The sequence below is a fragment of the Halomicrobium sp. IBSBa genome (genome assembly GCF_017612575.1).
Taxonomy (GTDB): Archaea; Halobacteriota; Halobacteria; order Halobacteriales; family Haloarculaceae; genus Halomicrobium.
The window spans coordinates 760,867-778,319 of sequence record NZ_JADPQC010000001.1 but is presented as its reverse complement, the minus strand read 5'-3'; the positions used below and the strand labels follow the sequence as shown (position 1 = coordinate 778,319).

Sequence of the window (17,453 nt, the reverse complement as noted above, 5' to 3'; positions counted from 1 at the left end):
AACTGTTAGGTGGGTGCCACTGTCAGTACGAGGTGTGTCACCTTCCGACGAACGGTTCCCTTCGGTCCCCGAGCAACGCCTCGCCGACGGCGACTGGACGCGAACCGACGAGACCGTCGAGACGGTGTTTCAGCTCCCCGGGACCCGCGTCGAAGGCGCGACGGTGCTGTACGGTGACGAGCGAACGCGTCGAGCTGCCGCCGAGTACGGCGCTCGGGACCAGCGCTGGCGGTTCTTCTTCGCGACGAAACTGACCTTCACGCCGTCGCTGTCGCCCGGCATCGGCCCCGCGATGATCCTCCCGACGGTCCGCTCGGAGGCCAACAGGACGTTCAAGTCCGAGTTGCGCGACCGTGGCTTCGAGTCGATCGAACGGGGCCGCACGGAGCGTGTCCGCGTCGCGTCTGGTGATCGAGCGAAGCTCACACAGTATCGGGCCGAACTGCCGCTGTCGGAGCCGGACGCGACGCTGCCGATTACGGGCTGGGTCGGCGTTTGGCACGGCGATGGCTTTCGCATCGGTGCCGGCGCGTACCCGGCTCGTCCCGTGGCCGACATCCTCGGGATCGACGAGCCACCCGCGGTGCTGACGAGGACGCCAGAGCGGTACCGAAACGAGCTGATCGAGCTGATTCGGGCGATCGAGTAGGCCGGGGGTCTCGCCAGCCCGCGATGGGACGCCAGTCTGTGGAGAACTGTCAGGGGTTGCGTGCGAAGGTCAGGTAGCCGGTGTGCCCGACGCCTCGCGTCGACGGCCGGGTGCCCCGCTCGCTCACGTCGAGCGCGCGCTGGATCGTCTCCAGCGTCTCTGCGTCCTGCAGCCCGGCGTCCCGCGCGGTCTGGATCGCTTCGCGGGCCTGCTCGACGAACGGCGAGTAGACCGCGAGAAAGCCGCCGGGGACGAGCAGCTCCGGCGCTCGCTCGACGACCGCCGCGGCGTCGCCGGTGTCGAGCGTGACCACGTCGAAGTCGCTCTCGGTAAGCGTCGACAGGGCCGCCGTCACGTCGCCGCTGCGCACGTCGACGCGGTCCTCGACGCCGGCCATCGCCATGTTCTCGCGGGCCACGTCGGCGAAGTCGGGATCGCGCTCGTAGGTGGTCACCGTCACGCCCATCCGCGCGAGGTAGGCCGCGAGGACGCCCGTTCCGGTGCCGGCATCGAGCACGCGGTCGCCCGACTGGAGCCCGGTCTTGCCGACGACGATCCCGATATCTCGTGGCATCATCGGCGCGCCGGTGCGTTCGAGGTGGTTGAACAGGTCCGGGCCGCGTAGCTCGCGCACGGTGAACGGCTCGTCGAGGTGCGTCTCGACAACCTGGCCCGGCTCGGGATCGTCGGGGACCTCTAGCACGCCGAGGTCAGTTTCCAGGGTCTCGCCGGCCGCGAGGAGGTACTCGCGGTCTTCGCCCTCGTGGATGAGGAGGTAGGTCACTCCAGACGCTCGACTGCGCCTGCGAGGTCGCCGTCCTCCGCTTCGAGCGCCTCGCGGGCGGTCTCCTCGTCGACGCCGGCACGCATCGCGACCAGCTCTACGTCGTCGTCGGGAATCCCGCTGTCGCCGGTGGCGTCGTCGGCCGACGTGTCGGACTCGCTCTCACCGTCGTCGCCGGCTTCGAGCGCTCGCTCCTCGGGCTCGCCGACGACCTGATAGGTCGACTGGCCCTGGGCCTCCATGAGCTGGACCTCGGCGTCGGTGAAGTACAGCTCCTTGTCGGGGGTCCGAATGATCACTTCTTCGGCATCGATGTCTTCCATGTCGATGCCCATCTGTTCCATCATCTGCTTCATCTTGCGCGGATTGAGTCCGCCGCCGCCTCCTCCGAACATACCCGTCCGTGCGTGGTCCGCCGTCAAAAGGACACCGACCTGTGTCGTCAGCGAGGGGCTGGGACACAGATGCTGGATCAATCGTCGTCGGCGTTGTATGCCCCGCTTCGATGCTCGATCGTATACACGTCCAGGATCTGCGCTGTACGGTCGCATTCGGCCCCGAGTCGGAACTGTCCAATTCTGAGTTTCGAATGGGGCACACCGGTCAGGGGTTCGAGGTACTCGGTGGGTTCCCGCCACCGGTCGTTGACGATCTCGTCGAGCTTGCCCGTTATGCGGTCCTGAGCGTGTTCGTCGAGCGAATCGTACGTCCGCTTTGCGGGCGCTCGGAACTGCCAGTTCCAACCATCACTCATCGTCACCGAGAATTTCCTCGCGGGAGAACGATTCGCTCTCGCCAGTCCGTCGAGCGTGTTCGACAGCAGCGATCTCCTTCCAGCTTTCTCGCGTCAGATCGGGATGGCGGACGGCGTCACGCAGTGCCTCACGCATGAACTCGCTCCGGTTATTGTACCCCTCCTTGCGCCACGTCGCGTCGATATCTTCGAGAAGCGCCTCGGTCACCCGGAGATTGACGTTCGTCTTCTCTGGATTACCGGATGGTGTATCTGTATCCGACATACGAATGTATTACGACTGCCGCCGTATGAGTGTTCGGACGGGGTCGTTCTACGACTCTTCGTCCGCTGGACCGGCCCCGTGGCGTACTTTCACCGCCATCCCCGTCTCGAACGACAGCATCGCCTCGCCGGGCAGTTCCGCGCGGCCGACGCCCAGGAGGTCGCCGTCGTAGTGGACCACCAGTACCTCGTCGCCCGGCCGGATCCCCTCGTCGGCGTCGGTGACGAACTTCGCGAAGGCGTTGCGTCCCTCGCGGACGAACGGCTCGCTGTCGTCGCCGACGACGACCTGGTGGCGCGCGTCGTCGAGGCCGTCGAGGAGGCGTCGCCCACCGGCGACACCCAGGGTGAATCGACCGTCGCTGCCGTACTCCAGCAGTCGGTCGTCGCCGTCCCGTACCTGTCGCGGTCGTCCCGAGCGCGTCGTCGTCACGTCCAGCCCGTCCACGTCCGGGAACAGCGCCTCGTCGGCTCCGGGGCCGAACTGGTAGGTCGCGACACGCGTCAGGAGATCGGCGGCTCGCTCGCTCATTGTCCGGCGAAGGTCGCCGTCGACCAAAAGTCGACCGTTCTGGCGGGCCGCGAGTGACCGACCCGGCGGCGACACCTGCGGAGGGGTGACTGGCGACTTCGGGTGTAGACCCTCGATACTGTGGGATATTTTCTGATTAACCGTGATGGTCTCCGGCGATTTTGGGGAAATTTATACCGGATGACCCACTAGCCGACGGTATGGCAACCGATACACGAAAGGTCGTACTGGGCACGCTCTTGCTCGTCGCCAGCAGCGCGATCATCCTCGGCACCGGTCAGTTAGGCAGTGGTTTCCCGGTCTGGGCGGCCTCGATCGCCGCGCTCGGGATGGCCGCCGGTGCGCTGTTCGTCGGCACTTCCGAAGAGAAGCGTCCGGTCTGAGCTCGCTTTCGACCTTCTACAACAGATACTGTTCGGCGTCGTCGCTGAGGTTCCGGAAGTGGTCTGCGGCCTCGACCAGTTCCTCTGCGGTCGATTCCTCGAAGCCCATCGTCTCGACTTTGACGCCCTCGTGGCGGAGATACCGACAGAGACGAGCGAAGTCACCGTCGCCGGTGATGAGCACGACCGTGTCGACGTGTGGGGCCAGCGACACGGCGTCGAGGCTCATCCCCACGTCCCAGTCGGCCTTCTTCGAGCCGTCGCCGAAGGTCTTGATGTCCTTGATGCGGGTCTCGAAGCCGATGTCTTCTAGCGCCTCGAAGAAGCTCTCCTCTTCCGGGGAGTTGGCCCGGATCACGTAGGCGATGGCGCGAGTGAGGGCTCGGCCCTGGACGGCCTCGTCGAGCAGCGATTCGTAGTCGATGTTGCGCGAGTGGAGACTCCGGGCGGTGTGATAGAGATTCTGGGCGTCGGCGAGCACGCCGACACGTTGCCCCGGATGTGAAACGACCATGTACTCGTGTGAGGAAGCGGCGGGAATAGCTCTTGGGGCTCGCAGTGGTCGGCGGAGCTACTCAGACTCCGTCTCGTAGGCCTCGCCGACCGCGGCGGGCACGCGCGTGTACCCCACCAGCGTGAGCACGACGAGCACGGCGACGTAGGGGAACAGTCCGGTGATCGATCCGGGCAGCGCGATGCCGACCGTCTGGAGCTGGATCTGGAGCATGTCCATCGCGCCAAAGAGCAGCGACGCGAGGAAGGCTCCGATCGGGTTGTAGTTGCCAAAGAGGTAGGCGACGATGGCGATCCAGCCCCGTCCGTCGACCATCGTGACGCCGGTGCCGGTGAACCCGCTCCCGATGCCGATCGACAGCGTCGCGCCGGCCAGGCCCGCCATCGCCCCCGAGAAGATCACGGTGGCGTAGCGAACACGGTTCACGTCGACGCCGGCCGTGTCCAGCGCCTCGGGGTTCTCGCCGGCTGCCTGGATCCAGTAGCCGTAGCGCGTGCGATAGAGGACGACCCACGCGAGGGCCGTCAGCACGAGCGTCAGCAGGACCAGCGGGGACGCGTCGAACAGCAGCGGTCCGAGGACCGGCACCTCGGCGAGACCCGGAATCACGACGTCGTTCACGTTTGGCAGCGTCGGGCTGGAGACGCCACCCCACAGAACCGTCGCGCCGAAGGGGCCAAAGCCCAGCCCGATGAACCACACCGCCAGCCCGGCGACGATCTGGTCTGCCTCGTACCGGATCGTCAGGACGGCGAAGGCCACCGTCAGCAGGGCACAGAACACGACTGCCACGAGGATGGCCAGCCAGAGATCGCCCTGCGTGATCGCGCTTTCGCCGGAGATGAGCCACGCCGCGGCGGCGGCGGTCAAGGCCCCGAAGATCATGAACCCCTCCAGACCGATGTTGAACACGCCGCTCTTCTCGGCGTACAGTCCACCGATCGCGGCCAGCGCGATCGGCATCGCGGCCTGAAGTGATCGCTCCGCGGCTCCGACGGTCAGCAGCGCCGCGCCGGGCAGCTCCAGCAGCGTGATCGCCGCGACGGCAGCGAGCGCGGCGAGCCCGCCGCCGACGGCGAGTCGGTGCTCGGCCGCGTAGTCGGCGACACTCATCGCTCGTCACCTCCGAGTCCGAAGCGACGAGCACTCATTCGGAACAGCTCCGGGGCGGCGACGAACAGCACGATGAGACCGATGACGCCGTCGACGAGCTCCGAGGGCACGTCGAGCGTGAACCCGATGTACTGGCCGCCCGCGTCGAGACCGCCAAAGAGCAGGCCGGCCGGGATCACGCCCAGCGGGTTGTTCGCCGCCAGCAGGCTCACGGCGATGGCGTCGAACCCGAAGCTCGGGAACGTGCTCGGGTCGCTGTAGTACCCCAGGACCATGATCGCGAACATCGCACCGGCGACGCCAGCGACCATCCCCGAGAACGTCATCGTCGTCACGACCGTCCGCTTCGGGTCGACTCCGGAGTAGGCCGCCGCAGACTCCTGGTAGCCGCTGGTCACGAGGTCGTAGCCGAAGCTCGTGCGGGCCATGACCACGTAGACGCCGATCGCAGTCGCCAGCGCGACCCCCAGCCCGATGACCGAGAACGAGCCGCTCCCGAACGCGAAACCGGGCAGGTCGACGTAGTCGGGGAACGACTCCGTGTTCGGTGCGGAGGTCCCCGACGGTCGGAGGTACGCGTCGATGAGGAAGTAGACGACGCCCGACGCGATGAAGTTCAGCATGATCGTGGTGATCACTTCGTTGGCGTCGGCGTAGGCTTTCATCAGGCCCGGCAGCGCCCCGTAGGCACCGCCCGCGACGATCGCCGTGATCGTCCCGAGGACCATCAACACGACGCCCCCGACGGGGCCGCCGGGCAACAGCGGCGCGAGAAAGAGGATCGTCAGCGCGGTCGCGAACCCGCCGACGACGAACTGTCCCTGCACGCCGATGTTGAACACGCCGGCCCGGAAGGCCACGGCGACGGCGACGCCGGTCAGAATCAGCATCGTCGACTGACGCAGCGTGAACGCGACGTTCGAGAGGTTCCCGACCGCGCCGTACAGCAGCGACGTGACGAACTCCACGGCGTCGTAGCCGGTCGCCCAGACGATCACCGAGCCGATCAGCAACGCCAGCAGCGTCGAGACGACTGCCAGCGCGAACCGTTCGAGGACGCTCGCTCGCAGCATCCGGTCGGCCGCTCGATCGAGGACGGCTCGCGCTCGGTCGCTGGCCGTGCTCACCGCCCGACACCTCCGTCGGCGGCCGCCCGCTCTTGCCCGGCCATCAGCAGGCCGAGTTCCTCCTCGGTCACGGAGTCTGGATCGACCACGTCGACGAACTCGCCCTCGTGGATCACCGCGAGGCGATCCGAGAGCTTCTGGACCTCGTCGAGCTTCGAGGAGACCAGCAGAATCGCCATTCCCTCGTCGCGCATTTCGTGGAGTCGACCGTGGATGAACTCGATCGAACCGATGTCGACCCCCCGAGTCGGATGTGAGGCGACCACCAGGTCCGGCTCGTGTCTGAGTTCGCGTCCGACGACGAACTTCTGCTGGTTCCCACCCGAGAGCGACCCGGCGTCGGCTTCGACGTGGGGCGGTTGCACGTCGTACTCGGCGACGATCTCCGCCGCGTGTTCGCGGACGAGATCCCAGTCGACGAAGCCGTTCTCGACGAACGGCTCGATGGTCTGGTTCCCGAGCAGGGCGTTCCGGACGAGGTCGTACTCCTGGACGAGCCCCTCGGTCTGGCGGTCTTCCGGGATGTAGGCGATGCCCGACTCGATGCGGTCGCGCCGGCTCGTCTCGGTGATGTCCCGCCCCTCGAAGGTGACCGTCCCGGACTCGATCGGCCGCAGTCCGGTGATCGCTTCCACGAGTTCTGCCTGCCCGTTGCCGTCGACGCCCGCGATCCCCAGCACCTCGCCGGACCGCACCGAGAGGTCGATCCCGCTGACCTGTTCGAGCCCGCGGTCGTCCTGGACGCGCAGATCCGCCACGTCGAGGGTGACCGAACCGGGCTCAGTCGTGCGCTCCTGTCCCTCGAAGAGCACGTCCCGGCCGACCATCATGCGCGCGAGTTCCTGCTCGCTCGTCGTCGCTCCGTCGACGGTCCCGACCGACTCGCCGTCCCGGAGGACGGTGATATCGTCGGCGACGGCCATCGCCTCGTCGAGCTTGTGGGTGATGAAGATCAGCGACTGGCCGCGCTCGGTCAGCGCTTCCATCACGTCGAACAGTTCCGCGACCTCCTGGGGAGTCAACACCGCGGTGGGCTCGTCGAGGATCAGCGTGTCTGCCCCCCGGTAGAGGCTCTTGACGATCTCGACGCGTTGCTGGACGCCGACGCCGAGATCCTCGATTCGCGTCTCCAGGTGCTGGTCGACGTCGAAGCCGTAGGTCGAACAGACCTCGTCGATCGTCGCCCGCGCGCTGGCCTCGTCGACGAGCCCGTTGTCGGTCGGCTCGTGTCCCAGGACGACGTTCTGGAGGACGGTCATCGTATCCACGAGCTGGAAGTGCTGGTGGATCATGCCGACCCCGGCGTCGATCGCGTCTCGCGGCGAGTCGAACGTCCGGGGCTGTCCGTCGACGCGGATCGTTCCCCCGTCGGGTTCGTAGAGCCCGTAGAGGACGCTCATCAGCGTCGTCTTGCCCGCCCCGTTCTCGCCGACGAGCGCGTGGACCGTCCCGCGTTCGAGTGTGAGGTCGACGCCGTCGTTGGCGACGACATCCCCGAAGCGTTTGGTGATGCCGTCGAGTTCGACGGCTGGTGCCCCGCTCCCGCTCATGGCTGTGTGGTGGTGGTGTCGTGTCTCATAAAGTGCGATGGTGGCTGTAGCTTCAGTCCTGACAGCCGGCGGCCGTACAGGGGACGGTCACGTCGCCGTCGACGATGGCCTGCTTCGACTCTTCGAGGTTCTGGCTCACGGCGTCGGGCAGCTTCGAGCCGATGGCCTGGCCCAGCACGACCGCGACGGCGTCCTGGTCGAGGCCGAGGACGTTTCGACCGCTGACTTCGTCCCAGTTGTCCTGGACGATGCCCTCCGCGACCCGGTACGTCCCTTCGTTGATGCGCTTGATCGCCGAGCCGATGATCACGTCCTGGTAGTCCGGCAGCGTCACCGACTGGTCGGCGTCGACGCCGATGGCGAAGCGGTTCGCTTCCTGGGCGGCCTGGAAGACGCCCTGTCCGGCGGCCGCCGCGGCCTGGTAGACGATGTCCGCCCCGGCGTCGTACTGCGAGGAGGCGATGTTGGCCGCCGTCTGTGTGTCCTCGTAGTTACCGATGTAGCCGACGCGTACGTCTACGTCCTCGTTGACCCACTCGACGCCAGCGACGTAGGCGCGTTCGAACGCGTTGATCAGCGCCCCGTCGACGCCGCCCACGAAGCCGACGGTGGTCCCGTCGGGGTCGTTGGCGTTCCCTTCGTGCGTGAGCTCTCGGGTCGTCATTGTCCCGGCGAGGACGCCCGCCTGGAACGACATCTCGTGGTTGGCCCAGATGTAGCCGCCGACGTTTGGCCGTTCGACGTGGTCGTTGATCAGCATCCAGCGCTGGTCGGAGTACTCCTCGGCGTTGGTCTCCAGTGCCTGGGTGTGCTGGTAGCCGACCAGGACGATCAGGTCGTAGTCGGGGTTCTGGCTCTCTGCGAGGCGGGACTGGACGGTCCCGTAGTTTGACTGGTTGGTCTCTTCGACCTGCTGGAGCTCGATGTCGTACTCCTCGGCGGCGTTTTCCAGCCCCTCCAGTGCGAGGTCGTTGAACGCGCGGTCGCCGAAGCCGGCGGAACTGGAGACGATCGCGATGTTCGTCGTCCCGCCGCCACTCTCGGTCGTGTCCGTCTCCATCTCGCCGTCGCTGTCACCATCGCCGCCGTCACCGCCACTGTCGCCGGTCAGACAGCCGGCGAGGCCGCCGGTGATAGCGACCGCCGCTCCCGACCGGAGCACGTCGCGTCGGTTGATCGGTGTGCCGGAGTCTCCCCGCTTGTCGACTGCCGTCGATTCGCCGTCTGGATCTGGTTCTGAAACCATTGGGATGTGGATATAATTATTTTCTAGGTATATAAGTTCGTCCCCAAAACAGGCGGACGAGGCGGTGAAGTATCCACGAGATACCCTGAGGCGTGCGAAATTTCGATATCAGAATAAAAATACAAACTGGCGAGCTGGCCGAATCTGTGCCACCACGACGCCCGTCGCCTCGCACGGAGTCCTGTCGCTCTGTCTCGGAGGGACTCTGGGAGGGCGTGGGATCGACCGGGAAAACGACGACGACCGTCCGTCTCAGTCTTCCGCTTCGAAGCCCGCGATCGTCACGGGCAGCCGACCGCTGGCCCGGCGCTGGCCGGCCAAGATCTCGCCGGTCACCGACAGGGTCGCGGGCGTGTAGTCGTAGGTCGACACCGCCGTCGACACGTCGGGGAAGCGAGCGAGGTCGTAGGGGTTGCGCACCACCAGCGCGGCGAAGGCGTCGACGGCCTCGTCCAGTTGCTCGACCGCTCGCACCTGTTCGTCGTCGCCAGCGGCGTTGTAGGTCGCCAGCACGACCTGCTCGTCGCCCTCGAACGACGGCAGGGCGTCGGCGGTCTCGACCACGTGCAGTTCCACGTCGAAGCCGCCGGCTTCGAGTGCGTCGGCGACCAGTGTCGGCTCGTAGCGGTCGTCCTCTGCCGGCGAGGCGCGTCCGCCGGGGAAGCCGACGAGGTGCAGCGGTCGTCCGGTGTCGAAGGGGATCGTCTCGTTTCGATCCCGTGGGACCGTGATGCCGGCCGCCGCGACCTCGTGGCCCACGTCGCGGGAGCGCTCGCTCGTCGCCTCCCAGCGGTCGAGCGAGGGCGTCTCCTCGCCGACCTCGCGTCGCTCCTTGTAGTCGAGGATGCGCTCGACAGCGTCGTCGATCCGCGACTCGTCGATGCGGCCGGACTCGACGGCGTCGACGACGGCGTCGACGGCGGCCTTCTGGACCTCGGGGGTGTGACAGACCAGGAGGAGATCACAGCCCGCTTCCACGGCCTGGACACACCCTTCCGGCGTCCCCATCTCGTCGGCGATGGCGTTCATCTCCATCCCGTCGGTGACGACCAGGCCGTCGAACCCTAACTCCTCGCGGAGGAGTCCGGTCTGTACGTCTCGGGAGACGGTCGCCGGGAGTTCGTCGTCACCGGTGATCGTCGGGAACGAGACGTGTGTCGTCATGATCGCGTCGATCCCGTCGTCGATCGCCCGGCGGAAGGGGGCGAGTTCGACGGCGTCGAGGCGCTCGCGGTCGTGGTCGACGACCGGCAGTGAGTGGTGCGAGTCGGCGCTGGTGTCGCCGTGGCCGGGGAAGTGCTTCCCACAGGCCAGCACGCCCTCGGCCTGCATGCCGTCGGCCATCGCCGCGCCGAGGTCGCCGACGAGTTCGGGCTCCTCGCCGAACGACCGGACGCCGATGACGGGGTTGTCCGGGTTGTTGTTCACGTCAAGCACCGGCGTCAGATCGAAGTTGACGCCGATCGACGCGAGTTCCGCTCCGACAGCGCCGCCCACCGAACGGGCGAGGTCGGCGTCCCGGCCCGCACCGATGCTCATCTGGCTCGGGGGTTCGGTCCCCCAGTCGGTCCGTGAGACGACGCCGCCCTCCTGGTCGGCCGTCACGAACAGCGGGATCTCGGGCCCCGCTTCGGTGGCGATGGTCTGTAGCTCGCGACTGAGCTCGGCGACCTGCTCGGGCGAGTCGATGTTCCGGCTGAAGTAGATGACGTTGCCACAGCGATAGTCGGTGAGGAGTTCGCGGAGGTCGTCCGTCGGCTCCGGTCCCTCGAAGCCGACGACGAACAGCTGTCCGACTTTCGTGGCGAGATCGAGTTCGGCCACGTCTGGCAGAGACATGGTGATACTGTCTCAATTGCACCCACGTAGTTCTGTCGGCCCGACACTCTGATTTTCCCATTAGAGAACGAATGCGCGCCGAAAACGGTAATTTCGGAGATCGTTTCCCCATGCTCACCCAACGGGGTCACCGTTTCAGCGTGCTGTAGGTCGCCTTGGCGATGTCCATCCCGATCCCGTCGGACTCGACGACGTAGTAGGGAACCAGGTCAGCGCCGAACTTGGACTTGTACCGGCAGAGTCGCTCGGTGTTCGCGCCCATCAGGTCGTAGCCGGTCACCGACGAGAGTGCGTCGTCCGCGACGATGTCGGCGATGATCTGCCAGTGGACGAGACTGTTGATGCTGACGCCCCCGTAGGTGCTCCGCGTTCCGCCCTGCCAGAAGTACGCGTCGTCGGGCGAGTACAGCGCCGTGATCCCGCCGAGAAAGGATCCGTCGGGTCCGCGAGCGACGTAGGGACGTGCCCGGTCGTCGAGCGCCGCCACGAGATCGCGGACGTACGACCACTCGATGGGAAAGGACCGATCCTGCTCGGCGTAGCGTTCGCGGGTGGCCTCGTAGATCGCTCGGGCACCGTCCAGGCCCTCGACGCTCACGCTCACGTCCAGCTCTCTGGCCGAGCGGATCTCTCTGCGGAGGCTACTGGAGAAGCCCGCCATCGTCTCGTCGGTCGTCGCGTCCGCGAGGTCGAGGCGGTAGGTGAACTGCGTCGTGAGGTCGTACTCCGCCCAGACGTAGGGCCGGGGATCGAGGTACTGGCTGTTACAGACCATCCGGAACAGCGACAGCGAGCCGCCGGTGTCGATCGTCTCCAGCACCGCCTCGGTGAACTTCGAGTTGACCGATTCGATCTTGCGTTGCTTGGGGCTGGTCGGCATCACCACGGGACCGAGCCGCGGGACGTTCATCGACGGCGGCGGCGACGTCACTGTCGTCCCGACCAGCTTCGAGTCGGTGACCACCGGGAGCAGTCCGATCGCCTGCTGGCCCTTGAACCCGCCGTACAGTTCGAGGTCGCCGTCGACGTGGTCTGCGAGTACTTCGAGGGCCTCGGGCTGGTGGAAGAGTTCGATCCCCGAGTCCGGAACCGCCTCGCCCCACTCGTCGATATCGAGTCGTTCGATCTCCATCTCTCACCGGAGAACCCGTCCGTTCGGGCTTTGTTATCGACCTCCTACGCCAGTCACTGGGTCGCTCGTTCGCTCTCCGGCGTCGGGACCTGCGCTCTGTCGTCCTGCCAGTGCTCGTAGAGCTGCCCCGGCGGTCCGACCCACGCACCCATATCGAGCGCGCACTCGATCAGCTCTCGGTAGAGCTCGGTGTACCCGTCGTAGTCGGAGCTGAAGTAGCGCGGATGCCACAGCACCGTCATCACGCCCTCGTGGTCGCACGCCTCGTCGAGGAGTCGCCGGCAGGCCGCCCAGGCGCGTTCGTACTCCTCGCCGGGGTTCGGTAGCGCACACTCCATGAGCACCGTCGGGAACACGACGAAGTGGTCGTCGAACGGCCGGAACGGGAGGTAACCGTCCTGGAACCCGAACTCGGCGGACGAGCCGGGCGAGGCGTCGTACTGGAGGCCCATCGAACGCTGGTAGCGCCACGTCGTCGGCCGCTCCAGGTTGAGGTAGTGCTGGCGGCCGCCACGCACGGCCCGTCCGAGAGTCTCTTCGAGCCACTGCTTCTCTCGCTCCAGCATCGACGGCTCCCGGTAGGACTCGTAGGAACCGTGTAACCCCACCTCCCAGCCCTGGTCGTCCAGCGACGACATCAGCTGCGCGATGTCGGGATCGCCGAGGTCGTACCGGCCGGCGTAGAGCCGCCAGCTCTCCGCGTCGGTCCACTCGCTGACCGAGCGATCCCGGAACAGCGACTGTTCGGACAGGAAGTAGAACGCCGACCTGACGCCCAGCGACCCCTCCAGTGAGACGATGTCTTCGAACGTCCAGTAGGGGTTGCGCCACGGCAGCAGGTCCAGCAGGTGTGAGGGATCGCGCTCGGCGACAGTGTAGTACAGCGACTGGTAGGTCTTGTACGGTCGATCCACGTCGTGAGTGAGACAGAGTGCGAACTCGGCGTCTCCGGGTACCCAGTCAGACATCGCTTCCTCTCGGGCCGTGTCTGGTCGGTTCCGTCACGGTCGATACCGGTAGCCCCCTCGCCAGCGTCCGGCAGACTCCTGTTTGTAACATCGCTACCATCTGTGTTGCGGTTCCACGGACGCTCGATACTGGCATTGTTATAGGGTATTTACCAGGCGACTCCGATCTCCGGCGGTGGACGCCGTCGTCGACCGCCGTCCGAGAACCGGCAAACACAACGCATAAGTCCGTCGCCCGACCCGTGTGCAGTATGCGACGGGACGCACGACTCCGTCTCGACAGGGTGGCAAGCAGTGCGTCCACGCCGCCGAAAAAGCGCAAGCGCCCCTTCTGACGGCTCGCTGCGGGCGTGGCGCTCCCGTCTCGGGCCGGTCGCTCTTTTGCCGGGTATCGACGCCTCGACCACCACCGACACACGACAGCAATGACACAGATCGACCTCACCGGCGTGTTCCCTGCGATTCCCACGCCGTTCCACGACGACGACGACCGCAGCATCGACTTCGAAACACTCCGACGCGACGCACAGCGCCTCGAAGCGGCAGGCGTCGACGGCCTCGTCCCGGCCGGCTCGACCGGCGAGTCGGCGACGATGACCCACGACGAACACATCGAGGTCGTCGAGGCGGTCGTCGACGCCGTCGACGACGTCCCGGTCATCGCCGGGACGGGGAGCAACAACACCCGCGAGGCGCTGTCGCTGTCCCAGCGAGCGGCCGACGCCGGTGCCGACGCTCTCTTGCTCATCTCGCCGTACTACAACAAGCCCGAGCAGCGCGGTCTCGTCGACCACTACCGGACCATCGCCGACGCCGTCGACTGTCCCCAGATCGTCTACAACGTCCCCTCTCGGACCGGCCAGAACATCGAGCCCGACACCGCCGTCGAACTGGCCAGCCACGAGAACGTCGCGGGGTTCAAGGCCGCCAGCGGCGACATGAATCAGATCTCCGAGATCGTCGAGCGGACCCGCGACGAGGACTTTTCGGTGCTGTCGGGCGACGACGGCATGACCCTGCCGATGCTCTCGATCGGCGCGGACGGCTGTATCAGCGTCGCCGCCAACGTCGAACCCGAACGCACCTGTGCCATGGTCGGCGCGGCCGTCGCCGGTGACTACGAGCGTGCCCGCGCGATCCACCACGAACTCGGACCGCTCTTCCGCGCGCTGTTCGTCGAGACGAACCCGATTCCGGTCAAGGAGGCGATGCGAATTCGGGGATACGGACCGGCCCACCTCCGCCAGCCTCTCTCTCGGCTCGCCAGCGAACACGTCGACCGGCTCGAAGCCGTCCTCGCCGACCTCGCCGACGAGGACCTCGAAGCCGAGTACGAGGAGGCCGAGCGATGACGCGGATCGCCGTCTGTGGCGCGACCGGCCGGTCCGGGGCCGCGGTCGTCGAGGCCGGACGAGCACGTGACGACGTGGAGATCGTCGCCGGCTTCGCCAGCACGACCGACGAGACGGACGGCCTGCCACTGCGTCCCGCCAGCGAGGCCGGCACGGTCCTCGACGAGTACGACGTGGACGCCGTCGTGGACTTCTCGACCCCCGAAGCGACGATGGACGTGCTCGCGGGCTGTCTCGACAACGGCGTCGCACTCGCGGTCGCGACGACTGGCTTCGACGAGGACGAACTGACACGGCTCCGGGAAGCCGCCGACGAGATCCCGGTCCTGAAGGCGACGAACTTCTCGCGGGGCATCCAGGCTCTCCTGCGGACGGTCCGCGAGGCCGTCGGCGCGCTGGACGACTACGACCTCGAACTGCTGGAGAGCCACCACAACGGGAAGCTCGACGCGCCCTCCGGAACGGCCAACACGATCCTCGAAACCGTCCAGGAGGAGCGCGACGTGGAGCCGGTGTACGGCCGCGAGGGCCACGCGCCCCGTGACGACGACGAGATCGGCGTCTTCGCCCGCCGGGCCGGCGACATCCGCGGCGAGCACGAGCTGCTGCTGGCGGGCAACGACGAGGTGCTCTCGCTGTCCCATCGCGCCGAGGATCGTGGCGTCTTCGCCGCTGGCGCGCTCGACGCGGCCCAGTGGCTCGTCGGCCGCGAGCCCGGGTGGTACGACTTCGGGGCGGTCGTCGACGACGCCTGACGCGGCCTCGTCGCGACACCGAGCGGGTTCGCACGCTGTCGTCTCGACTCGGGATCACCGACCGGCGGCCAGCCGTCGATAGACCGGGTACAGCGTCGCGTAGACGCTCGTCGGGACCTGGCGAGCCGTCGCCTGCAGGAGGCGCTGGCCGAGCGGTCGAGCCGACTGCTCGACCGACGCCCCGAAGTCGGCGTCGCGGAGCCACCCGAGCAGCTCTGCGCCGCCGGGTACCTCGATCGCCTCGAACTCGCGGGCGGCGTCCTGTAACGTCTCCCAGTGGTAGCGCTTCTGTGCCGAGAGGTGTTTCTCGCCGGAGTCGAAGGTGTCTCTGATCGCCGCGACCGTCGCGGCGTCGTAGTCGTACCCGTGGTCGTTCGGATCGAGGCCGGCCAGCAGGAGTCCGACGATCGTCCGGTAACACTTCTCGCAGTGGCTACAGTTCTGCGGCCCCTCGGCGTGGACGCACGTCCGGAGCGTGATCTCTCGGGAGTGACTGTCCACGTAGTCGGCGATAGTCTCGATCTTCTCCTGGCGAGTCGACTCGTAGCCGTCGTGAGTCGCCGCCGTGCCGCTCCACCGGACGTGGTCGTCGATCGTCGGGTGCGAGCCCCACGGACGGGTCCACTCCTCGGTGTGGGTCGCTGCGATGTACAGCCGACCGATGTCCGCGGCTGCCGTCAGTGGCGCACACAGGCCGAGCAACCCCAGTCCGTGGCCGACGGAGCTGTACCACGCGCCGTCGAGGTACCGCTGGAAGTGGGCCTGCAACAGCGGCGTCGCGAGGAACGACAGCATGTTCGACTCGACGAAGTGCGCGTCGAGGCCCCGCTCGGCTGCGAAGTCGGCGAAGAACTCGCGGTTGCGCTGCCAGCGGTCCCGGTCTCGCATCACCCACCCTCTGACGCTGATCAGGTCGGGCTGTTCGGACTCGTGGCGGACGTACGTCGCCGTCGAGTCGACGCCGCCGGTAAACAGCAACGCGCTGCCCGCGCGCTCGCCCGGGTCGTGGCTCCCGTCGACGCTCTCCCCACAGACGATCCGTCCTCCCTGCATGAAGGACGGGTACATCACACAGAGGCGCTGGCCGACGTGTCTGAGCGAGTCGAGGAACGCGGCGTCGACGCGATCGACTGCGACCGTCGCCCCCGTCGCCCAGGCGACGGGACAGACGTGTGCGAGCACCGGAAGCACGAGCAGCGACTCCGGCACGGCGGCGACGTCGACGCCGTAGTCGGCGACGAAGGGCTCGTCGGTGACGAAGCGCCCGACGCGGCCACTCGTCGTCACCGTCGCTCGCAGCGTCGTGTCGGTCGCCGTGACCTCGTCGACTGTCACGCGATTCATAGCTCTGTCACCTATCGGCCCCGCTCGCGTGTCGTCGCCGCGGCCGTTCTGTCTCTGTTATGATTCCTGGCACTCGTCTCGCTCGTTGGATTGCTGTCGGCTCTCATCTGTCGTGGGCCGACGGTGGGCCGACGAACACATTGTTAGTTCGACCGTACGCGACCGCCCGCACGCCTCTTCGTCGGAAATCGTCACTTACCGCATCGTCGAGCCGTGGCAATTGGCTCCGGTCGGAAACCCAGAGACGTATATCCGAGGAGGAGCAATCCCGTCTCAATGAGTCTCGAAGCAGACGTACGCGACCTCTGGGAGCGCAAACAGGACGGACTGACGGCCGCGGGCGCGACCGACGACCACCTGGCCGTCCTCGACGACTTTCTCGCCTCGCTCGAAGCCGGCGACATCAGAGCCGCCGAGAAACGCGGCGGGGAGTGGGAGGCCAACGCGTGGGTCAAGCAGGGGATCCTCCTGAACTTCGGCCTCCGCGAGACCGTCGCCCGCCAGTATGGCGACGTTACCTACCACGACGTGCTCCCGCTTCGCGAGACCGACGACCTGCACGAACGGGGGAGTCGCAACACGCCCGACGGGACGGTCATCCGGCGCGGTGCCTACGTCGGCGGCGACGCCATCCTCATGTCGCCCGCGTTCGTCAACATCGGCGCACACGTCGGCGACGGCACGCTCGTCGACTCGTGTGACACCGTCGGCTCTGCCGCCCAGATCGGCGACGACGTCAAACTCGGCGCGAACACGCTGATCGGTGGCGTCCTCGAACCGGTCGAGAGCACGCCGGTCGTCGTCGAGGACGGCGTCTCACTGGGTGCGGGCTGTCGGGTCACCAGCGGCTTCGTCGTCGGGGAGAACAGCATCGTCGGGGAGAACACGCTGCTGACGCCTCGCATCCCGATCTACGACCTCGTCGAAGAGGAGATTATCTACGGCGAGTTGCCCCCCGAACGGCGCGCGTTCACCCGCTTCGTCGAGTCCAGCGTGAGCGACCACGAGCTCTTCGACGGCGGCGCGTACAAGCCCGCCGTCGTCGCGACCGACGTGGAAGCGGAGACGCTGGAGGCGACGGAACGAGAGGACGCGCTACGGGAGTGAACGACTGGCCGCCACACGGCGGTAAGCCGACCCCATCCGA

Annotated in this window: 19 protein-coding genes; 5 read left to right on the top strand and 14 right to left on the bottom strand. The window is 67.0% G+C overall.

Features of this window, described 5'->3' with window-relative positions; translation table 11 throughout:
* Positions 1-34: 34 nt before the first annotated feature.
* A complete protein-coding gene (locus IL252_RS04045; protein WP_208626852.1) occupies positions 35-649 on the top strand; it encodes a hypothetical protein in 615 nt (204 codons plus the stop codon).
* A gap of 49 nt (positions 650-698) precedes the next feature.
* Here IL252_RS04045 and IL252_RS04040 read toward each other — a convergent pair whose 3' ends face one another.
* From IL252_RS04040 to IL252_RS04020, 5 genes are all read right to left on the bottom strand, one after another.
* A complete protein-coding gene (locus tag IL252_RS04040; protein WP_153554182.1) occupies positions 699-1,433 on the bottom strand; it encodes a tRNA (adenine-N1)-methyltransferase in 735 nt (244 codons plus the stop codon).
* Positions 1,430-1,828, bottom strand: coding sequence for a nascent polypeptide-associated complex protein (locus IL252_RS04035; RefSeq protein ID WP_208626850.1), 399 nt, complete (start codon positions 1,826-1,828; stop codon positions 1,430-1,432). Before IL252_RS04035 ends, IL252_RS04040 begins: the two co-directional genes overlap by 4 nt.
* A gap of 77 nt (positions 1,829-1,905) precedes the next feature.
* Positions 1,906-2,187, bottom strand: a complete 282-nt coding sequence (locus IL252_RS04030) for a type II toxin-antitoxin system RelE/ParE family toxin (protein WP_208626848.1) — start codon at positions 2,185-2,187, stop codon at positions 1,906-1,908.
* A complete protein-coding gene (locus tag IL252_RS04025; protein WP_208626846.1) occupies positions 2,180-2,452 on the bottom strand; it encodes a ribbon-helix-helix domain-containing protein in 273 nt (90 codons plus the stop codon). The genes IL252_RS04030 and IL252_RS04025 overlap by 8 nt, the downstream gene beginning before the upstream one ends.
* A 48-nt stretch (positions 2,453-2,500) precedes the next feature.
* The gene (locus IL252_RS04020; protein WP_208626845.1) at positions 2,501-2,983 is read right to left on the bottom strand and encodes a PUA domain-containing protein; all 483 of its coding nucleotides are present in this window, start codon (positions 2,981-2,983) and stop codon (positions 2,501-2,503) included.
* 200 nt (positions 2,984-3,183) lie between these two features.
* Between IL252_RS04020 and IL252_RS04015 the strand changes: the two genes are divergently transcribed.
* Positions 3,184-3,366 (top strand): hypothetical protein, encoded by a 183-nt coding sequence (locus IL252_RS04015; protein WP_170095159.1) that lies wholly within the window; start codon positions 3,184-3,186, stop codon positions 3,364-3,366.
* Positions 3,367-3,382: 16 nt separating this feature from the next.
* Here IL252_RS04015 and IL252_RS04010 read toward each other — a convergent pair whose 3' ends face one another.
* The 8 genes from IL252_RS04010 to IL252_RS03975 all read right to left on the bottom strand — a co-directional run bounded on the left by IL252_RS04010 (position 3,383) and on the right by IL252_RS03975 (position 12,855).
* Positions 3,383-3,880 (bottom strand): NYN domain-containing protein, encoded by a 498-nt coding sequence (locus IL252_RS04010; RefSeq protein ID WP_153554176.1) that lies wholly within the window; start codon positions 3,878-3,880, stop codon positions 3,383-3,385.
* A gap of 57 nt (positions 3,881-3,937) precedes the next feature.
* On the bottom strand, positions 3,938-4,993 hold the full coding sequence (locus IL252_RS04005; protein ID WP_208626843.1) for an ABC transporter permease: 1,056 nt from the start codon (positions 4,991-4,993) through the stop codon (positions 3,938-3,940).
* The gene (locus IL252_RS04000) at positions 4,990-6,120 is read right to left on the bottom strand and encodes an ABC transporter permease (protein WP_244256774.1); all 1,131 of its coding nucleotides are present in this window, start codon (positions 6,118-6,120) and stop codon (positions 4,990-4,992) included. Before IL252_RS04000 ends, IL252_RS04005 begins: the two co-directional genes overlap by 4 nt.
* Positions 6,117-7,670: an ABC transporter ATP-binding protein gene (locus IL252_RS03995; protein WP_208626841.1), complete on the bottom strand. Its 1,554-nt coding sequence runs from the start codon at positions 7,668-7,670 to the stop codon at positions 6,117-6,119. Before IL252_RS03995 ends, IL252_RS04000 begins: the two co-directional genes overlap by 4 nt.
* Before the next feature lie 52 nt (positions 7,671-7,722).
* A complete protein-coding gene (locus tag IL252_RS03990; RefSeq protein ID WP_208626839.1) occupies positions 7,723-8,916 on the bottom strand; it encodes a BMP family protein in 1,194 nt (397 codons plus the stop codon).
* Between the two features lie 252 nt (positions 8,917-9,168).
* Complete coding sequence (gene nagZ / locus IL252_RS03985) at positions 9,169-10,755, bottom strand: beta-N-acetylhexosaminidase (protein WP_208626837.1); 1,587 nt, start codon at positions 10,753-10,755, stop codon at positions 9,169-9,171.
* 127 nt (positions 10,756-10,882) lie between these two features.
* A complete protein-coding gene (locus IL252_RS03980; RefSeq protein ID WP_208626835.1) occupies positions 10,883-11,887 on the bottom strand; it encodes a GNAT family N-acetyltransferase in 1,005 nt (334 codons plus the stop codon).
* Between the two features lie 53 nt (positions 11,888-11,940).
* Positions 11,941-12,855, bottom strand: coding sequence for a polysaccharide deacetylase family protein (locus tag IL252_RS03975; protein WP_208626833.1), 915 nt, complete (start codon positions 12,853-12,855; stop codon positions 11,941-11,943).
* A gap of 425 nt (positions 12,856-13,280) precedes the next feature.
* Here IL252_RS03975 and dapA point away from each other — a divergent pair, with 425 nt between their 5' ends.
* Positions 13,281-14,207: a 4-hydroxy-tetrahydrodipicolinate synthase gene (gene dapA / locus IL252_RS03970; protein ID WP_208626831.1), complete on the top strand. Its 927-nt coding sequence runs from the start codon at positions 13,281-13,283 to the stop codon at positions 14,205-14,207.
* Entirely contained in the window at positions 14,204-14,962 is a 759-nt protein-coding gene (gene dapB / locus IL252_RS03965) for a 4-hydroxy-tetrahydrodipicolinate reductase (protein ID WP_208626829.1), read from the top strand. Before dapA ends, dapB begins: the two co-directional genes overlap by 4 nt.
* Positions 14,963-15,016: 54 nt before the next feature.
* Here the strand turns inward: dapB and IL252_RS03960 are convergent, their stop codons facing one another.
* Positions 15,017-16,306: a hypothetical protein gene (locus tag IL252_RS03960; protein WP_208626827.1), complete on the bottom strand. Its 1,290-nt coding sequence runs from the start codon at positions 16,304-16,306 to the stop codon at positions 15,017-15,019.
* A 276-nt stretch (positions 16,307-16,582) separates the two neighbouring features.
* Here IL252_RS03960 and IL252_RS03955 point away from each other — a divergent pair, with 276 nt between their 5' ends.
* Positions 16,583-17,413: a 2,3,4,5-tetrahydropyridine-2,6-dicarboxylate N-succinyltransferase gene (locus tag IL252_RS03955; RefSeq protein ID WP_208626825.1), complete on the top strand. Its 831-nt coding sequence runs from the start codon at positions 16,583-16,585 to the stop codon at positions 17,411-17,413.
* Positions 17,414-17,453 lie beyond the last annotated feature (40 nt).

What these genes read in the sequence shown, in the direction of transcription:
- IL252_RS04035 (WP_208626850.1), bottom strand. Translation starts at nt 1,828, where the DNA reads ATGTTCGGAGGAGGCGGCGGCGGACTCAATCCGCGCAAGATGAAGCAG.
- IL252_RS04030 (WP_208626848.1), bottom strand. Translation starts at nt 2,187, where the DNA reads ATGAGTGATGGTTGGAACTGGCAGTTCCGAGCGCCCGCAAAGCGGACG.
- IL252_RS04025 (WP_208626846.1), bottom strand. Translation starts at nt 2,452, where the DNA reads ATGTCGGATACAGATACACCATCCGGTAATCCAGAGAAGACGAACGTC.
- IL252_RS04020 (WP_208626845.1), bottom strand. Translation starts at nt 2,983, where the DNA reads ATGAGCGAGCGAGCCGCCGATCTCCTGACGCGTGTCGCGACCTACCAG.
- IL252_RS04015 (WP_170095159.1), top strand. Translation starts at nt 3,184, where the DNA reads ATGGCAACCGATACACGAAAGGTCGTACTGGGCACGCTCTTGCTCGTC.
- IL252_RS04010 (WP_153554176.1), bottom strand. Translation starts at nt 3,880, where the DNA reads ATGGTCGTTTCACATCCGGGGCAACGTGTCGGCGTGCTCGCCGACGCC.
- IL252_RS04005 (WP_208626843.1), bottom strand. Translation starts at nt 4,993, where the DNA reads ATGAGTGTCGCCGACTACGCGGCCGAGCACCGACTCGCCGTCGGCGGC.
- IL252_RS03995 (WP_208626841.1), bottom strand. Translation starts at nt 7,670, where the DNA reads ATGAGCGGGAGCGGGGCACCAGCCGTCGAACTCGACGGCATCACCAAA.
- IL252_RS03990 (WP_208626839.1), bottom strand. Translation starts at nt 8,916, where the DNA reads ATGGTTTCAGAACCAGATCCAGACGGCGAATCGACGGCAGTCGACAAG.
- nagZ (WP_208626837.1), bottom strand. Translation starts at nt 10,755, where the DNA reads ATGTCTCTGCCAGACGTGGCCGAACTCGATCTCGCCACGAAAGTCGGA.
- IL252_RS03980 (WP_208626835.1), bottom strand. Translation starts at nt 11,887, where the DNA reads ATGGAGATCGAACGACTCGATATCGACGAGTGGGGCGAGGCGGTTCCG.
- IL252_RS03975 (WP_208626833.1), bottom strand. Translation starts at nt 12,855, where the DNA reads ATGTCTGACTGGGTACCCGGAGACGCCGAGTTCGCACTCTGTCTCACT.
- dapA (WP_208626831.1), top strand. Translation starts at nt 13,281, where the DNA reads ATGACACAGATCGACCTCACCGGCGTGTTCCCTGCGATTCCCACGCCG.
- dapB (WP_208626829.1), top strand. Translation starts at nt 14,204, where the DNA reads ATGACGCGGATCGCCGTCTGTGGCGCGACCGGCCGGTCCGGGGCCGCG.
- IL252_RS03960 (WP_208626827.1), bottom strand. Translation starts at nt 16,306, where the DNA reads ATGAATCGCGTGACAGTCGACGAGGTCACGGCGACCGACACGACGCTG.
- IL252_RS03955 (WP_208626825.1), top strand. Translation starts at nt 16,583, where the DNA reads ATGAGTCTCGAAGCAGACGTACGCGACCTCTGGGAGCGCAAACAGGAC.